The 15,935-nt window shown below is 70.2% G+C and carries 15 protein-coding genes and 1 pseudogene; 11 read left to right on the forward strand and 5 right to left on the reverse strand.

Features of this window, described 5'->3' with window-relative positions; genetic code table 11:
- Positions 1–530 precede the first annotated feature (530 nt).
- From JHN63_RS03220 to JHN63_RS03245, 7 genes and pseudogenes are all read left to right on the forward strand, one after another.
- Positions 531–2,279: a diacylglycerol kinase family protein gene (locus JHN63_RS03220; protein WP_200677114.1), complete on the forward strand. Its 1,749-nt coding sequence runs from the start codon at positions 531–533 to the stop codon at positions 2,277–2,279.
- Positions 2,280–3,233 carry a YihY/virulence factor BrkB family protein gene (locus tag JHN63_RS03225; RefSeq protein ID WP_200677115.1) on the forward strand — a complete coding sequence of 318 codons (954 nt, stop codon included), beginning with the start codon at positions 2,280–2,282 and terminating at the stop codon, positions 3,231–3,233.
- A 3-nt stretch (positions 3,234–3,236) separates the two neighbouring features.
- Positions 3,237–4,061, forward strand: coding sequence for a phosphatase PAP2 family protein (locus JHN63_RS03230; protein WP_200677116.1), 825 nt, complete (start codon positions 3,237–3,239; stop codon positions 4,059–4,061).
- A 46-nt stretch (positions 4,062–4,107) separates the two neighbouring features.
- Positions 4,108–4,506, forward strand: a pseudogene (locus JHN63_RS52355) (VOC family protein); the annotation flags it as partial.
- Between the two features lie 169 nt (positions 4,507–4,675).
- Positions 4,676–5,263 (forward strand): hypothetical protein, encoded by a 588-nt coding sequence (locus JHN63_RS03235; protein ID WP_374222887.1) that lies wholly within the window; start codon positions 4,676–4,678, stop codon positions 5,261–5,263.
- The gene (locus JHN63_RS03240) at positions 5,260–6,636 is read left to right on the forward strand and encodes an alkaline phosphatase family protein (RefSeq protein WP_200677117.1); all 1,377 of its coding nucleotides are present in this window, start codon (positions 5,260–5,262) and stop codon (positions 6,634–6,636) included. The genes JHN63_RS03235 and JHN63_RS03240 overlap by 4 nt, the downstream gene beginning before the upstream one ends.
- Before the next feature lie 17 nt (positions 6,637–6,653).
- Positions 6,654–7,844, forward strand: coding sequence for a cytochrome P450 (locus JHN63_RS03245; RefSeq protein WP_200677118.1), 1,191 nt, complete (start codon positions 6,654–6,656; stop codon positions 7,842–7,844).
- Positions 7,845–8,245: 401 nt separating this feature from the next.
- Here JHN63_RS03245 and JHN63_RS03250 read toward each other — a convergent pair whose 3' ends face one another.
- Entirely contained in the window at positions 8,246–9,715 is a 1,470-nt protein-coding gene (locus JHN63_RS03250) for an MFS transporter (protein ID WP_200677119.1), read from the reverse strand.
- 204 nt (positions 9,716–9,919) lie between these two features.
- On the opposite strand from JHN63_RS03250, the gene JHN63_RS03255 reads away from it, so the two are divergent.
- Positions 9,920–10,567, forward strand: coding sequence for a TetR/AcrR family transcriptional regulator (locus JHN63_RS03255; protein ID WP_200677131.1), 648 nt, complete (start codon positions 9,920–9,922; stop codon positions 10,565–10,567).
- Positions 10,568–10,708: 141 nt separating this feature from the next.
- Here the strand turns inward: JHN63_RS03255 and JHN63_RS03260 are convergent, their stop codons facing one another.
- Together JHN63_RS03260 and JHN63_RS03265 are read right to left on the reverse strand one after the other, a co-directional pair.
- Complete coding sequence (locus JHN63_RS03260; RefSeq protein ID WP_200677120.1) at positions 10,709–11,473, reverse strand: hypothetical protein; 765 nt, start codon at positions 11,471–11,473, stop codon at positions 10,709–10,711.
- 43 nt (positions 11,474–11,516) lie between these two features.
- Complete coding sequence (locus JHN63_RS03265; RefSeq protein ID WP_200677121.1) at positions 11,517–12,344, reverse strand: hypothetical protein; 828 nt, start codon at positions 12,342–12,344, stop codon at positions 11,517–11,519.
- A 734-nt stretch (positions 12,345–13,078) separates the two neighbouring features.
- Here JHN63_RS03265 and JHN63_RS03270 point away from each other — a divergent pair.
- Positions 13,079–13,477 (forward strand): hypothetical protein, encoded by a 399-nt coding sequence (locus JHN63_RS03270; protein WP_200677122.1) that lies wholly within the window; start codon positions 13,079–13,081, stop codon positions 13,475–13,477.
- Between the two features lie 10 nt (positions 13,478–13,487).
- Here JHN63_RS03270 and JHN63_RS03275 read toward each other — a convergent pair whose 3' ends face one another.
- Positions 13,488–13,793: a hypothetical protein gene (locus JHN63_RS03275; RefSeq protein WP_200677123.1), complete on the reverse strand. Its 306-nt coding sequence runs from the start codon at positions 13,791–13,793 to the stop codon at positions 13,488–13,490.
- 37 nt (positions 13,794–13,830) lie between these two features.
- The gene (locus JHN63_RS03280) at positions 13,831–14,316 is read right to left on the reverse strand and encodes an ester cyclase (protein WP_307781798.1); all 486 of its coding nucleotides are present in this window, start codon (positions 14,314–14,316) and stop codon (positions 13,831–13,833) included.
- 33 nt (positions 14,317–14,349) lie between these two features.
- Here JHN63_RS03280 and JHN63_RS03285 point away from each other — a divergent pair, with 33 nt between their 5' ends.
- Both JHN63_RS03285 and JHN63_RS03290 read left to right on the forward strand, forming a co-directional pair.
- Positions 14,350–14,928, forward strand: a complete 579-nt coding sequence (locus tag JHN63_RS03285) for a PadR family transcriptional regulator (RefSeq protein WP_200677124.1) — start codon at positions 14,350–14,352, stop codon at positions 14,926–14,928.
- Between the two features lie 20 nt (positions 14,929–14,948).
- A complete protein-coding gene (locus JHN63_RS03290; protein ID WP_200677125.1) occupies positions 14,949–15,932 on the forward strand; it encodes an NADPH:quinone reductase in 984 nt (327 codons plus the stop codon).
- The last annotated feature ends 3 nt before the right edge of the window (positions 15,933–15,935 follow it).

The raw sequence follows: 15,935 nt of genomic DNA on the forward strand, positions 1-15,935 counted from the left end.
CGTCTGTGTACGAGGGGTTGCGGACAGGATCTGTGACGTGGGTTGCCCGGTGCGTCGAGGGTGGCGGGATGGTTGTGTGGCCGGTACGGGACGGTGTCACTCTGCTCTGAACTAGCAGTCGTGTCAGTGCGGTTGGAGTTTCGCCACGGTGGGGGCACGGGGCGAGGACGAGGTCCGGTAACTGGCCCCAAGCCAGGCCAACAGAGCTGTACGGGTGGGTAGTTCGGGCCTGTTCGCGGGCGGGACTACTTCTCGGGATCGAGCCGGCCTTGTCGTGTCAGGCCAGGGTGGGCCCGCCGCCGCGCCAAAGACGTTGCGGTGTCCGGCAGTTGATCAGCGGCGGTGTGGGACGACCGCGGTCGTCGACGCGTGGCCCATGGGCACCTTCTGTGCGCGCCCGGGGCGTGGGTTCATGGATTCCCACGTGAGGGGGTGTCTGCGCTTCGGCTTTGGGGGCAGACGGCGATGGATCGGATGTGAACGTCACCCGATCGTGGACCGCCGCGAGGCGCCGATCCGTGGGAGCGCCGATGTCGACCGCAGTGCCGGGAAGAGCAGTGGGAGCGACCGGAAACGAACCTGAGGAGGTCCGGCGGAGCCGCTCGCCTGTTCTGCCCCGCGGTACCGGGAGCACCGCGGCGCGCATCGGCGTACTGACCCTCTGCCAGGCCGCTCTGATGGTGGGCTTCGGGCTCCTGATCACCGGCCCCGCCCGGAACGTGTGGCCGCTGACGGTCGAGGACCACGTCGACGAGGGGTTGGAGCGGATCCGTACGGGCCCGCTCACCGCCCTGTCGTATCTCGGCTCGGAGGCGGGCAACACCCTCACGGTGATCGCCGTCACCTTGGTGAGCTGCGTGGCGCTGCTGCTCGTCCCCCGGCTGCCGATGTGGCGTCAGGCGGTCTTCCTCGCCGTGGCCGTCTCGCTCCAGGCACTGGTGTTCCTGGCCGTCACCGAGTCGGTGGACCGGACGCGCCCGCACGTGCACCGTCTCGACGCCTCCCCGCCCACGTCCAGTTACACCTCCGGCCATACCGGCGCGGCGACCGCGCTCTACGCCGGACTGGCGGTGCTCGTGCTGTCCCGGGTGCGCAGGCCGTGGCGGTGGCCGCTGGCCGGGCTGCTGTTGCTCGTGCCCTTGGTCGTCGGTGCCTCCCGCCTCTACCGGGGAATGCACCACCCCACGGATGTGATCGGTGGACTGGCCAACGGTGCCTTGTCCCTGCTGATCGTCGGCCGTGCCCTGTTCGCCGACGGGTCCGTGGTCGCCGTCCCCTCGCCGCGCACCGGGCCCACCGACGCGACAGCCGAGGTCGAGGAACGCGAGCCCGGCAGCACCGCCGTGATCTTCAACCCCACGGTGACCGGCGAGGCGGACCGGGAGAAACTACGCCACATCCTCGAACAACACGGCCACCGCGCACCGGAGTTCATCGAGACCACCGCCGACGACCCCGGCACCGGCCAGGCGGCCGGCGCGGTCCGTTCCGGAGCGCGACTGGTCGTGGTCTGCGGAGGCGACGGAACCGTCAGGGCGGCCGCCGACGCCCTGGCCGGCACCGGCGTACCCCTCGTTGTGGTGCCCTGCGGCACCGGCAACCTGCTGGCCCGCAACCTCGGCCTGCCGCTCACCCCCGTCGACGCGCTCGACGCCGCGCTGTCCGGCACCCCGCACCGCCTCGACCTCGGCCGCATCGAGGGCGACGGCCTCGCCGCCACCCACTTCGCCGCGATGTCCGGGGCCGGGCTCGACGCCGCGATGCTGGAACACACCGACGCCCGCGCCAAGTCCACCGTCGGCTGGCTCGCCTACGTACTCGCCACCTTCGGCACGCTGCGCACACCCCGGATGCGGCTGACGGTCCGTCTCGACGACGGGCCCGTCCTGCACCGCACGGCCCGCATGGTGCTCTTCGCCAACGTGGGCACGGTGCAGGGCGGTCTCACACTCCTCCCGGCGGCCCGCCCCGACGACGGACTGCTCGATCTGCTGATCCTGGACCCGCGCGGCCCCGGCGGCTGGATGAGTGCCTTGATCACTCTGGCACGCGGGCGCGGTCGAAGCGCGCGGCCCACGACCCTCGACACCCTCGTCCCCGACGGCACCGGTACGAAGGGCGTGGCGGTGGAGTTCCGCACCTTCCGGCGGGCCGAACTCACCTTCGCCGTACCGCAGTCGCGTGAACTCGACGGTGACCCGGTGTCCCACGGCAGGCGTCTCACCGCCGAGGTCAGCCCCGGCGCGCTGACCGTGCTGCTGCCCACCCGGGAGAAGTGAATGGGCACCGCCACCAAGGTCCCCGAGACCCGTGACATGACCGGCGACGACCTCTCGGCCGACGAGGCGCTGGCGTCCCTGCGCCGCTACGGCCGCTGGCCGCTACTGCGTGACTCGTTCGTCCGGTTCCGCTACGCCGACGGCTTCAGCCACTCCCGCGCGCTCGCCCTCCAGACGGTGCTGGCGGTGATCCCGCTGGCCATCGCCTTCGTCGGGCTGTCCACCGCGCTGCACACGGAGAACATCGGCAGACTCGCCGAACTGACCATCCACCGCATCGCGCGCGGCCCCAGCGCCGACGTCGTCGACGACGCCCTGGACCGCGGCCGCCACAGCGCGGGCGACGGCGACCAGATCGCCCTCTGGTTCGGCCTGCTCTTCTCCCTGGTCAACGTCACCACCGCGATGTGCCAGATCGAACGCGGAGCCAACCGGATCTACGGCAACGAACGCGACCGCCCCTTCCGTCAGAAGTATCTGCGCGGGCTGCTGATGTCGCTGAGCGCGGGGATCCCGCTCGGCATCGGCTTCGTCGTGATGGTGGCGGGCGGCGACCTGGCCGCCGCGGCGGCGACGGTCTACCACCTCGACGGTGACGCCAGGGCCGCCTGCGAGATCCTGCGCTGGCCCTTCGGCCTGCTGCTCGCCCTCCTCTCGGCCAGCGCGATCTTCCGGCGCTCCCCGCGCCGCCGCCAGCCCGGCTACACCTGGCTGGCCTTCGGCGCCGCCGTGTACCTCGTCCTGTGGACGGTTCTGACCTGGCTGCTGAGCCTGTACCTGAACCTCAGCGGATCCTTCGACGCGGTCTACGGCCCGCTCAGCGCCTTCATGTCCCTGCTGCTCTGGGCCTACCTGACCTCCATCGCCCTCTTCCTGGGCCTGTCCTTCGCCGCCCAGTTGGAAGCGGCGCGGGCGCTGCGGCCCGGTCCGATCACCGCCGACCCGGGAGTGTGAGTGATGGTCCGTGCCACGGCCCGACGCCTTCGCGACCTCCGTCGTCGTACGGCCGACCGGAGATTCGGCGTCCACCTGCTCGGTTCGGCTGCGGTCGCCGCCGTGGCCGCCGTCCCGTTCGGACTGCTGCTCGTCCTGGTGGAGGGGCAGTGGCAGCCGCTGCGCCGGCTCGACGCGGGCGCCGCACGGCAGTTGAACGAGACGGCCCTCCAACACCCGGCGTGGACGGATGTGTTGCGGTTCCTGTCCGACCGGGTGTGGGACCCGGTCACCCTCCGCACGGCCGTAGCGCTGCTGACCGTATGGCTGTTGTACCGCCGGGCCTGGCGCCTCGCCATCTGGTCCGCCGTGACGGCCACGGCCGGTGGACTCATCGGGTTGCTGGTCAAAGTGGTGGTCGAGCGGGCGAGACCGTCGTTGGAGGATCCGGTCGCGCACGCACCGGGATTCTCCTTCCCTTCGGGTCACGCGATGACCGCGACGACGTCCTTCGCGATTCTGCTGCTGGTCCTGTTGCCCGTGGTGCCGCGTGCTCTGCGTGCGCTGTGCTGGTGCGTCTCGGTCGTGTCCGTCCTCGGCGTCGGTTTCACCCGGGTCGCGCTCGGTGTCCATTGGTTCAGTGATGTGGTGGGTGGCTGGCTCCTGGGCCTGGCGGTCGTCGCGCTCACCAGCTGGGCTTTCGAGGCCTGGCGTGTTGACGTGGGCCGTGGACGTGTGGGGTTGGGCGGGGGGTTGGAGCCTGAGCTTGTGGGCGTGCGGCCTGAGGCCGGGCCCGCTGGCCGGAGCGATCGCGATGGATCTGTGCACGACTCATCCATAGGGGACTGAAGTCCGAGTTCGAAGGATCGCTGAACTGCCGTGTTCCGAGGGAGAGCTGGGTGCCCGGGGCTGCCCCACCGTCGCGCCCTGGGTCGTCACCGACGGCACGGGGCTTTCCTCGACTTCGTAGCCCAGGCGTTCGGGGGAGAGAGGAACTCGGGCGGGTATCGACCGGGACGGCTTGGTCGGTGACGGTGAGGTCCGCGTCGGCGACACCGTGGTTTTGGCCTTCGACCGACGTACTGACTGGCCCACCGTGCCGAGCCTGCTGCGCGTGTTCGTCGCCGACGCGGAGGAAGCGTTCTCACAAGCCGTCGCAGCCGGCGGCCACGTCGTCACTTCCCTGGCCGACGAAGCCCTCGGACAGCGCGGAAGGTGTATCAGGGACCCCTTCGGCAACATCTGGTGGGTGGTCAGCCGCGTTGAGGACGTCTCCAAGGACGCCGCTTGGAGGATGGGTCCCGGAGTGACAGAAGTGCACCTGCGGGCCGGCGTCTGTGCTGGTGCGGTTGCGTATTTCAGATTCTGGAAAGTCTTCTCACTTTCAACATGTCCTGACATACTCGCCGACGGGAGATCCGCTCCGAAAGCGTCCGGAGTGGCTGTGAGCGTTCCCACCTGCCGTGCGCGCTCCTGTCGACGGCCGCGACGATGCGGCATTCCGTCGAGCACCGGTCCGTCCGCTCAGGCCGATCCGCCTGAGCAGCCCTGTCGTTGCGAAAGCGATCCCGGTCGTCAAGGTCCAGGCCTCCAGCGCCCTCCAGGCCGACGATCCCGCCGACCCGGCCGCGCGCCGAGCGCTCGCCCGGTTCGCCGAACCCCGCTTCCTGCATCAGACCCGTACGGCCCCCGGCGGCGCCGTCACCGGCGTGGACGACCTCCCGGACGCCCTCGCCGGGGGACTGGACCCCGCATCCGCCTGGCGAGTCCACTTCCACGCGCCGCTGCACGCCGAGCCCGAACCACCGCTGCGCACCACCGCGGCCGAACTGACCACCGCGCTGGGCGAGTTGCTCGGCGGCCCGCACGCCGTCTGTGACCACGTCGAGGTCGAGACCTACACCTGGTCCGTCCTGCCCGAGCACCTGCGCCCGCACGACCGCGCCGGTCTCGTCGCGGGCCTGGCCGCCGAACTCGCCTGGACCCGCGACCGGTTCGAGGAACTCGGCCTGCTTCCCCAGTCCCTCACGCGAAAGGAGACCGTCTCATGACGAGACTGGTCGTTCTCGACATCGCCGGCCTCACCCCCCGCCTGCTGAAGCACATGCCCGCCGTCTCGGCCCTCGCGGCACAGGGCTTCCAGGCCCGGCTCAACCCCGTGCTGCCCGCCGTGACCTGCTCCGTGCAGTCAACGTTCCTCACCGGTGCGCCGCCCGCCGAGCACGGCGTCGTCGGCAACGGCTGGTACTTCCGTGACCTGGGCGAAGTCCTGCTGTGGCGCCAGCACAACGCCCTCGTCGGCGGCGAGAAGCTGTGGCACACAGCCCGCCGCGCCAAGCCCGACTACAAGGTCGCCAACGTCTGCTGGTGGTACGCGATGGGCGCCGACGTCGACCTCACCGTCACCCCGCGCCCCGTCTACTACTCCGACGGCCGCAAGGAACCCGACTGCTACACCTGGCCCCCCGCCCTGCACGACGAACTCACCGACAGACTGGGCCCGTTCCCCCTCTTCACCTACTGGGGCCCCAACGCGGGCATGCCCTCCAGCCAGTGGATCCTGGCCGCGGCCCGCCGGATCTTCGACGAACACCACCCCGACCTGACCCTGGTCTACGTCCCCCACCTCGACTACGAACCCCAGCGCTCCGGCCCCGGCTCACCGCAGTCGGCCCGCGAGGCGCGACGGCTCGACGACGCGCTGCGCCCCCTGCTGGACCACTTCCGGCGCGAGGACGCCACGGTCGTGATCCTGAGCGAGTACGGCATCGCGCCCGTCTCCCGCCCGGTCGACATCAACCGCGCGCTGCGCGGGGCCGGGCTGCTCGACGTCCACACGCAGGACGGCATGGAGTACGTCGACCCGTGGACCTCCCGCGCCTTCGCGGTCGCCGACCACCAGGTCGCCCACGTCTACGTCCGCGACCCCGCCGACACGGACGCGGTGGCGGACGTCATCGCTGAACTCCCGGGCGTGGAGCAGGTGTTGGATGAGAAGGGCAAGGCGTTCCACGGGCTGGACCATGAACGCTCCGGGGAGCTGGTCGCGATCGCGGAGCCGGACGCCTGGTTCACGTACTACTACTGGCTGGACGACGACCGCGCCCCGGACTTCGCCCGCCAGGTCGAGATCCACCGCAAACCCGGCTACGACCCCGCCGAACTCCACTACGACCCGACCGTGCCCGGCGTGAAGGCACGCGCCATCGGCCAGGTCGCCCGCAAGAAGGCCGGACTGCGCCACCGCATCAAGACGGTCCCCCTGGACCCGTCCGGTGTGCGCGGCAGCCACGGCAGGCTGCCGCACGATCCGCAGGACAGTCCTGTCCTGCTGTGCTCACGCCCCGGTCCCGCACGCGACGAGATCGACGCTACCGACGTCAAGGACCTCCTCCTCGCCCTCGCCGGCATCACCACCCCCTGACCACAGGAGCCCCCCACATGCACCCGACGGACAGTCCGCGCCTGCCTCGCCATCGCCCCCTTCTCGACCCCGCCGCCGAGTACGGGCGATGGGTCCGGGAGCGGCCCCTGGCCAGGATCAGCCTGTGGGTCGACAACCATCCCTGGCTCGTGACCCGGCAGGAAGACGCCCGCGCTGTCCTCAGCGACCCGCGGTTCAGCTCGGAGAACGTCCGGCCGGGCTTCCCCGGGCTCCAGCCGACGACACCGCCGCGCACCCCGGGCCAGCTGTTCGCCATGGACCCGCCCGACCACACCCGGCTGCGCGGCATGCTCATTCCCGAGTTCAGCTTCCGACGGGTGGAGCAACTGCGGCCGGCCATCGGGCACATCACCGGCGAACTCCTCGACTGCGTCGTCAAACAGCGGCAACCCGCCGATCTGGTCGAGCACTTCACCCTGCCGTTGCCTCTTCTGGTCATCTGTGAGCTGCTCGGAGTGCCGTACGCGGACCGGGAGTTCATCCACCGGCAGGCCGCGGCCTTCGCCACGGTCTCGGCCGGACCGGAGGCGACGCGGGCCGGATGGGCGGCGCTCTTCGGCTACCCGCAGCAACTGCTGGCTGCCAAGTCACGCGAACCCGGCGACGACCTGATGAGCAAACTCGCCACCGAACGGGTCGCCACCGGCGAGGCCACCCCGGCGGAAGCCGCCGGCCTCCTCGTCCAGACACTCATCGCCGGGCACGAGACGACCGCGAGCATGCTCTCCCTCGGCGTCGTCGCGCTGCTGCGCCATCCCGACCAACTGGCCGTGCTGCGCGCCGACGAGGAACTTGTGCCGGGCGCGGTGGAGGAACTCCTGCGCTACCTGACCGTCGTCCACATCGGCCTGCGCCGCATCGCCACCCAGGACGTGGAGGTCGGGGGTGTCTCCGTGCGGGCGGGCGAGGGCGTGGTGGTCGCCCGCCAGGCGGCCAACCGGAACCCCGCGGTCTTCGCCGACCCGGACACCCTTGACCTCATCCGGGACGCCGGCCAGCACCTTGCCTTCGGCCACGGACTCCACCACTGCCTCGGCCAGTCGCTCGCCCGGGCCGAACTCCAGATCGCGCTCCCGATGCTGTTCCACCGGCTGCCGGAACTACGCCTGACCGACCCCGCTGCGGAGGAGTACGCCTTCGAAGGACGCGCGGTGCACGGGGTACGGGAGCTGCCCGTGAGCTGGTGATTGTCCAGGAGGCTCTTAGCTTGGCGTTTATCGCCTGTGGCCGAACGTGGCCTCGAACTTGCTGATGCTTTCGGCTGAGTGCCGGCGTTCCAGAGCGAGCTGCTCCACGACGCTGAAGGGGACCACTGGATCATGATCTACATGCCTGCCGGATGACCTGGACTCCGGTTCGTCAGACCGCAAGTGAACTACCAGGTCCACCCGCTCCCACACGGCACGCCGGTTGGCCGGCGGCTTCCCGGACAGCGGACCCGTCCTTCGGGCCGACGATCGGCGTCACGTACCCGCCGGCGACCGCTCCGGCCAGTAGCAGCCTCAGGGCGGGGTCCCGCGCACGTCGGGACGCCTCGGGGTTTCGTGCCGGCGGGGGCGGTCCGTGGGGGAGTGGCTGGTCTGTGCCGTCAGGCGGCTTCCTCGGCTGGGCTTTCCTCGATGCTGTGGGAATCGGTGAGGCTGAGCGCGCCGCCTGCGGCGATCAGTCCGACGACGATGGCGAGAAGGGCGTAGGTGACCCGTTCGCCGTGGAAGAACGACGTCACGAGTCCGTGGCTCCAGGTACCGGCGGGTAGCTGGGTGGTGACCAGGGCAGCGATGAGGGTGCCGACCACCGCGGTGCCGATGCTGGATCCGACCTCCTGGGCAGTGTCGTTGAGGGCGGCGCCGATGGAGGTGCGGTTGGCGGGCATCGCGTCGACGAGTGCGACCGCGCAGATCGTCATCACGGTGCGCAGGCCTACGGTCATGATCACCATGCAGGCCGCGATGGCGGTGTATCCGTGATCGACGCCCCAGGACAGACCCGTCAGCGAACCGGCCAGACAGGCCGCGCCCACCAGGCAGGCGACGCGGTGGCCGAAGCGGCGGCCGAGCCATTCGGACAGCGGGGTCGCGACGAGCATGGTTACGATGATCGGCAAATTGGCCAGCCCGGCGCGTACTGGGCTCCAGCCGTAGGCGTACTGGAAGTGCAGAATCAGGCCGAACATGATGCCGGCCATCGCGATGGACGTACCGATCTGAGCGATGGCTGCGCCTCGGACGGTGCCGTTGGTGAACAGGCCCAGATCGAGCATGGGGGCGGTCGTTCGGCGCTCGTGCCGGACGAATGCGATCGCGGCCACGACCGCACCGGCGATCGACACCAGAGTGACCGCGGAGAGCCAGCCGTGTTCGACACCGCTGGTCAGCGAGTAGCAGGCGAGCCCGATGGCTGAGACGCTCAGGACGGCGCCGGGCACGTCGAGCGCGTCCTTGGTCAGGTCTGCGGACCGGTCCGCCGCGACGCCGAGGCGTACGCCGACACAGGCGATCAATGCGATCGGGGCATTGACGACCAGCAGCCACTCCCACCGCACATGGGCCAGCGCGGTGCCGCCCAGCAGTGGTCCGAGGACGAAGCCGGACATGCCCACGACGATCATCACCGTCATGGCGCGCATCCGCAGCGCCTTGTCCTCGAAGAGGCGGAAGACGAGGGAGTTCGTGATCGGGGCCATCGCGGCGGCGGCTATGCCGAGCGCGGCCCTGAGCGCGATGAGCTCGCCCGCAGTGGTGACGAGGACGACGCCCAGGCTCAGCGAGCCGAACACGCCCAGCCCGATCAGCAGCACCCGGCGACGGCCGAACCGGTCGGCGATCGACCCGGCAGTGAGCAGTAGCCCGCCGAAGGTCAGAGAGTACGCACCGGTCACCCACTGCAGCGCGGTCGTCCCGCTGCCGAGGTCGCGGCCGATCGTGGGCAGGGCGATCGAGAGGAGCGTGTTGTCGACCATCTCGACGAAGAAGGCCAGGCAGAGGGCTGCCAGGGGGATCCACGCCGCACGTAGGGACGGGTAGCCGCGTGCGGGTGGGTGCAGCGTGGTGGTGGTCATCGCAGGCCTTCCGGTCGAACGCGGTTCGGTGATCGAACGGCGCACGGTCATCGAACGTTGTACGGGTATCGAACGCCGTACGATGCGGTACGATAGAACAACGTTCGATACGATGCAAGACGCGACGGGACAAGCGAGGGGACAACAGTCATGGCACGCCTGCAAGGCCGCTCGGGCACGGGACGCCGAAGGGCCTCGCACTCGATGGAGTCCGTGCTCACCGAAGCGGTGGCTCTGCTGGACGAGGCCGGGGCGCCGGCACTGACGTTCCGGGCCCTCGCCCAGCGCCTCGGCGGCGGCGTGGCCAGCATCTACTGGTACGTCGAGAGCAAGGACGAACTCCTCGACCGCGCCACCGACCACGTCATGGCCACGATCCTGGCCGACGTCGAGAGCCTCCCGCACCGCGACGACCCGATCGACGCCCTGCGCGAGATGGCCCTGACCCTCTTCGACGCCATCGTCGAACGCCCGTGGCTGGGCGCCTACTTCATGCGCAACACCGATATCCAGGGCAACGCCCTGCGCCTGTACGAGAAGCTCGGCCAGCAGACACTCCGACTGGACCTCACCGCACTCCAACGGTTCTACGCGGTGTCCGCCGTCGTCGGGGTCGTCGTCGGTTCCGCCGTCGACCTGGGTCAGGAGCCGCCCAAGGAGATCCTCGACGGCGCCACGACCCGTGAGGAATTCCTCGGCCGCTTCGCCCGGACCTGGCGCGCACTCGACCCCGAGGAGTTCCCGTTCGTCCACGAGATCGTGGACGAGTTCGACGGCCACGACGACATCGATCAGTTCCGCTCCGCACTGGAACTCACCCTGACCGGCCTGCGCCTGCAGGCCGGGGCCTGAACACCGGTCGGCTTCCAGGCCTTGGCCAACGCGCCGCAGTCGGCCGTCGAACAGAGCCAGAAGGCATGTCAGGCAGGTGAAGGACGTCCGGCGGGATGCCGGAGGCGGGGCACCCGGTCCGGTTAGGTGCCCGCCGAGAACTCACCCGTTCCCCGCGGCCACGTACAGGGGATAAGCGAAGAGGTCGTGGCAGCGCAGGGTGCGTCCGCCGACGTTGACGATCTTGTTCTCCGAGACCGACCGCACACGGTAGAGCGCCGTGACCGTGCGCATGTCGCCCTTGACGCCGCCGTTGCGCACCAGGATGTTGACCGGCGTCGCGTAGTCGTCCCGCGAGGTGTCGGTCCCGGCGCTCGGTTCGGGCGTCGCGCCGGCGTCGTGCAGCGTGCTGAGCAGGACGTTGAGCGCGGTCATCATCGAATAGGCGCGCTGGGCGGGTTCGTCGTCCCAGTAGCCTTCGAGCAGATACACGAACATACCCGTCGCCTCCTCGTCGCGGACACCCGCCGCGTCGCGCGACGACGGGTTCTCCAAGGGGTTCGACACCCATACCGCCAGCTCGCGCAGTCCGCGCGGGGTACCGCCGCCGTCCAGCCTGAAGATCACCTTCCGCGCTCGCATGGTCTCCAGGACGAACGTGGCCTGCCTTTCGTCCACGTCGTCCAGGGATGCCGGGCGGGTCGTGTGCAGCTCGCCCTTCTTCCGCAGATGGCGGGTCACGGACTCGGCCAGTTCGTGGTCGTTCGCGGCGCGTTCAGCCGACCCCTGCTGATGTTCGACCACGGGGCCGCTGAGGCCGAGGGCGATCCTCCACTGTCGATTCTTGGTCTTCGCGGCCGTCGCGCCGATCTGCTCGGCGTAACTCACCAGCCGGGGCCGGTCGATGTACAGATAGTCCCGGAACACGGGCGATCCCTCCTCGCAGGAGCACAGGACATCACCTGGACGCTCAGCCGCGGTCCCGGCGGGTGATCAGGTGGTCGCGCGCCTCTTTCAGCGCTCGTCTCTCCGTGCGCGGCAGGGACTTGCCCTCGCGCGAGGCCAGCCAGGTCTGCAGGACGGCGATGGTCTGCTCGCGCGCCTGAGGGTCCCTCGGCTCACCGTCGGCCATCAGGACCGCCAGCACGGCCCGGCTCATGGTGCTCCGGTCGCCGGAGAACTCGCCGCGGTCCATCGCGGCGAGAACCGCCAGGCCGTGTTCGAGGGCCTTGCCCCGGTCGTCGTCATCGTCTTCCCATTCGTCGCCCGACTGCCACAGATCGCGATAGGCCAGGGCTGCGTTGTAGCGGGCCATCGCCCGCAAGTCGGCCTCCTCGTTTGGCAACAGCGCCAGCGCGCTCTCCAGATGGCCGGCGGCCTGCCGCAGTACGGATCTGTCTACTCCGTCGTCACTCCAGGACAGCCGGGGGAGCGCCCCGCCGAGCTTCAGGTGCGCTCCGGCCGCGGTGACGGGGAATCGGGCGGCGTCGATGTGCCCCAGGATCGTCTTGCTCTGCCGGATTCCCTCTTCCCGGTCGTCCGCCGCGTCGGACGCCTCGGACTGGCGTAGCGCGAAGAGGACTTCGCGGGCGGGCTGGATCTCGGCGGGGTCGTCGGAGAAGGCCTGGTCGGCGAGTGCCGCGATCTCGGCGATCATCGAGGAGCCCGACCAGTCGGACCCCGTCTCGCCGTGGGCCAGTTCGCGCGCCCGCAACAGGACGATCATGTCTGTGCCGTTGGGTTCCACCTCGCCTTGCATCAGCATCACGATCAGATCGTCGAAGTCGGCAGGTGTCATCGCGTCCTCCGGTTGGCGAGTCCGGTGGGGCATGGTGCACACGCACGATGCCCCACCGGCCGTGACGCCAACCCTGGCCCGTCAGAGCACCGGCCCGTCCACCCGCTCCGCCTTCTGCGTGCCGCCGCAGGCGCGGCACGAGCGGGTCCCGTGCGACGCGGCCGTGGGCACGGTTGGACCTGCTGCCACTGCATGTCGAGCCCGCCGAGGAGATGGGGAGGGACCCGGCCGAATCCCGACTGAACGGAGTGATCCGGCTCCGTGACAAGTCCCACCCTCCGGGCCCGGCCCAGGCGGCAGTCAGCCCCTCTGGCCGACCCATCGCCGAGATCGTCTGGGTGGTGGGGATCCCTGGCAGGGAAGAGGCTTCGGCACCGAGGCAGCTCCGAGCTGTCCACGGCACTCCGGGGTACGGGGCTGGAAAAGTTCGCCACGGTGGTCACAGGTCGCGAAGAAGCGTATTGACGCGCCCAACCACTGTCTCGGCGGCCCCCTTGCCGTAGCGGGAGTTCAACGCGGCATAGGTTATGCGGTCGTGGGCGGTTGCGTCGCCATGTACTTCGCCCGCCCGCTGCTCCAACAGCGTCCTGGGCCCCGAACACGTACCGCTGCAAGAAACCGAACGCGCCACCCTGTCCCGGCTGATAGCCGTGTCCACCGTGCCCCCTGGGTGCCGTGCTGCCCTGGACGTGCAGCTCCGCGGAGTCGACCCTGATGATCAAAAAGGTGGAGCCGTGACCGTCTCCCCACCCACGGAGCACGCCCTGGAACAGGCCATGGAACGCCTTCTCGCCGGGTGCCCGGAACGCACCGACGGCTGGCTCACCAAGAACAATCTCCACCGCGAAGCCGACGTCGGCCGCGCCACTCTGAACCGCGCCCCGCGCATCCTCGCTGCCTGGGAGAGCCGCCTTGCCGACAGCCCTGCCGCTGCCCGCGAACGCTCCCGCCACCAGGAACTCACCAGGCTGCGCACCGACCTCGCCAGGAGCCAGGCCCTGCGACGCCTGCTCCAGGACCAGGTCGACGCCGCGGCCACCGCCATCGTGAACACCGCCCTGAGTGCGCAGAACTCCATGTCCTCCGCAGTGATCGTCCCCTTCAGCCGGCCCTCCGATGGGCGCGGCCGGTAGCGGCAACCGGTCAGGTGCCGAGGTGGCGGGGAGTGTCGGCGGGTGTGAGGTCGGTGCGTACGCACAGCAGCCGGACCGGGTGGCGCCGGCGGCCCGCGGTGTCCAGGGAGACGTCCACGGCGACCTCCGCGACCAGCAGGGGTTCCACCGGCTTCACGCGCAGCGTCTCCTTCGTGCCCCAGCCGGCGGAGAGCATTCGGTCGGGCCGGGGGTCTTCGCGTTGCGGGGCGGCGAGCTGGGCGCCCAGGTGCTGTGCTGCGGTGCGGGCCTTCGCCCTCTGCCACCACGACGTACGGCCCTCACCCGGCAGCGGCAATCCCGCGCGGCGGAAGGCTCACCCGGCGCTACGAGGTTCACGGCGCCGGTAGGGCACCGATCTGCTGCATCACCCCGAGGAGGTCGGGCTGGCCCCGTTCGCCGACGATCCGGCCGTCGGCCAGGTAGTAGAAGTTCATGGCCTGCACCGAGATCTTGTTGCCGCTCGCCGGGATCCCGAAGAATTCACCGTCGTGGGTTCCCCGCATGGTGAACCGCGCGGCCACGGTGTCGCCTTCGGTGACCGTCTCCTCCAGCGTCCACTGGACGTCGGGAAAGGCGCCGCGCATCATCCCGATGACTTCCAGGTACCCGTCGGGCCCCCGCAGTGGTTCCGGGTGGCTTGGCGCGTGGAACACCGCGTCCGGAGAAATGACCTCGTGGGCGAGATCCTCGTTGCCCGTGTTGATGAACTCGACGAAACGGTTCATCACTGACTCGGTGGACTGCGATGGCATCTTGCTGTGCCTCTCCGGAGACGTTTGGGCGGGTACCGGCGAGCGTAACATCGAATCGATGTTCACATCGATTCGATGTTCGCATGCGAAGATGGGCTCATGCTGGAACTCGCGATACTCGGCTTCCTCGCCGAGGGACCCCTGCCCGGACACGAGCTGCGCCGCCGCGTCTCACAGCTGACCGGCTATACGCGGCCGGTCAGTGACGGCAGCCTGTATCCGGCGATCAATCGCCTGACCAGGGCGGGCTTGATCGAGCGGCGCACCGACCCGGCCGCGGGGGCGGCCCGGTACGTGCTCAGCCTGACCGCGGCCGGACGGGCCGACATGCTTCAACGCCTGCGCAAGCCCGCCGACCACGAGATCACCGACTACACCCGGTTCTACGTCGTCCTGGCCTTCCTCTCCCACCTGCCCGACGCGGCCGAACGGCACGCGGTGCTGCGCAGACGGCTGGAGTTCCTGGAAGAACCGGCGAGCTTCTTCTACGACAACGAGCGCCCCCTGCGTGCCGAGGAGATCGCCGACCCCTACCGGCGGGGCATGCTGCTCACCGCCCGCGCCACCAGCCGAGCCGAACGGACCTGGCTGCGCGAGACCCTCGGCGAGGAACCGCCCGTATTCGAGGCCGCCTGCACCGACAGCGATCCGCATGCGCCCGCCGCTCCCGCGAACTGACTGCCCACGGAGGTACCCCCATGCTCGCATCCTGGTACGACGACCAGGGCCCCGCCGCCGATGTCCTGCACGTCGGTGAACTCCCTGATCCCGTCCCCGGCCCCGGCGAGGTCCGCGTCCGCGTCACCGTCTCGGGCGTCAACCCCGGCGACACCAAGAAACGGCGCGGCTGGCTCGGCTCGTCCATGCCCTTCCCGCGGGTGATCCCGCACAGCGACGCCGCCGGAGTCATCGACGCGGTCGGCGCCGGAGTCGACGTCCACCGCGTCGGACAACGGGTCTGGGTATACGGCGCCCAGTCCTACCGCCCCTCCGGCACGGCCGCCCAGTACACCGTCGTACCCGACCACCAGGCCGCACCCCTGCCCGGCCACCTCAGTGACGAGCTGGGCGCGAGCCTCGGCATCCCCGGCATCACCGCCCACCGCACCGTCTTCGCCGACGGTCCGGTCGAGGGCCAACTGGTCCTGGTCCACGGCGTTCTCGGCGGCGTCGGCTCCCTGGCCGCCCAGCTCGCCCACTGGGCCGGCGCCACCGTGATCGCCACCGTCCGCCGCACCGCGGACCTCGACCACGTCGACCCGGCCGTCGTCTCCCACGCCGTCGCCCTGGACACCGGCGACCCCGCCACAGTCATCCGCTCGTACGCGCCGCGGGGCGTCGACCGGATCATCGAGGTCGCGCTGTCCGACAACGCCGATCTCGACAACGCCGTCGCCGCCCAGGGGGCCGTCATCGCCGCCTACGCCACCCGCGCGGACCGCACCGAGATCCCCTTCTGGCCGCTGCTGTTCAACAACGTCACCCTGCGGCTGCTCGGCAGCGACGACTTCCCCGCCGAGGCCAAGCGCCAGGCCGCCCGCGACCTCACCTCCGCAGCCGCCGTCGGCGCCCTCACCGTCCCCGTCGGCAACCGTTACCCGCTGGACGACATCGCCAAGGCCCACGACCACGTCGACGCCGGCGGTGGCCACGGCCGCACCCTGGTCACCCTCCCCCAATAGCGC

The sequence above is a fragment of the Streptomyces sp. MBT65 genome (assembly GCF_016612545.1).
Classification (GTDB): domain Bacteria; phylum Actinomycetota; class Actinomycetes; order Streptomycetales; family Streptomycetaceae; genus Streptomyces.

Excerpts from the sequence above, each read along its gene's own strand:
- JHN63_RS03220 (WP_200677114.1), top strand. The coding sequence starts at position 531 with ATGTCGACCGCAGTGCCGGGAAGAGCAGTGGGAGCGACCGGAAACGAA.
- JHN63_RS03225 (WP_200677115.1), top strand. The coding sequence starts at position 2,280 with ATGGGCACCGCCACCAAGGTCCCCGAGACCCGTGACATGACCGGCGAC.
- JHN63_RS03230 (WP_200677116.1), top strand. The coding sequence starts at position 3,237 with ATGGTCCGTGCCACGGCCCGACGCCTTCGCGACCTCCGTCGTCGTACG.
- JHN63_RS03240 (WP_200677117.1), top strand. The coding sequence starts at position 5,260 with ATGACGAGACTGGTCGTTCTCGACATCGCCGGCCTCACCCCCCGCCTG.
- JHN63_RS03245 (WP_200677118.1), top strand. The coding sequence starts at position 6,654 with ATGCACCCGACGGACAGTCCGCGCCTGCCTCGCCATCGCCCCCTTCTC.
- JHN63_RS03250 (WP_200677119.1), bottom strand. The coding sequence starts at position 9,715 with ATGACCACCACCACGCTGCACCCACCCGCACGCGGCTACCCGTCCCTA.
- JHN63_RS03255 (WP_200677131.1), top strand. The coding sequence starts at position 9,920 with ATGGAGTCCGTGCTCACCGAAGCGGTGGCTCTGCTGGACGAGGCCGGG.
- JHN63_RS03265 (WP_200677121.1), bottom strand. The coding sequence starts at position 12,344 with ATGACACCTGCCGACTTCGACGATCTGATCGTGATGCTGATGCAAGGC.
- JHN63_RS03285 (WP_200677124.1), top strand. The coding sequence starts at position 14,350 with ATGCTGGAACTCGCGATACTCGGCTTCCTCGCCGAGGGACCCCTGCCC.
- JHN63_RS03290 (WP_200677125.1), top strand. The coding sequence starts at position 14,949 with ATGCTCGCATCCTGGTACGACGACCAGGGCCCCGCCGCCGATGTCCTG.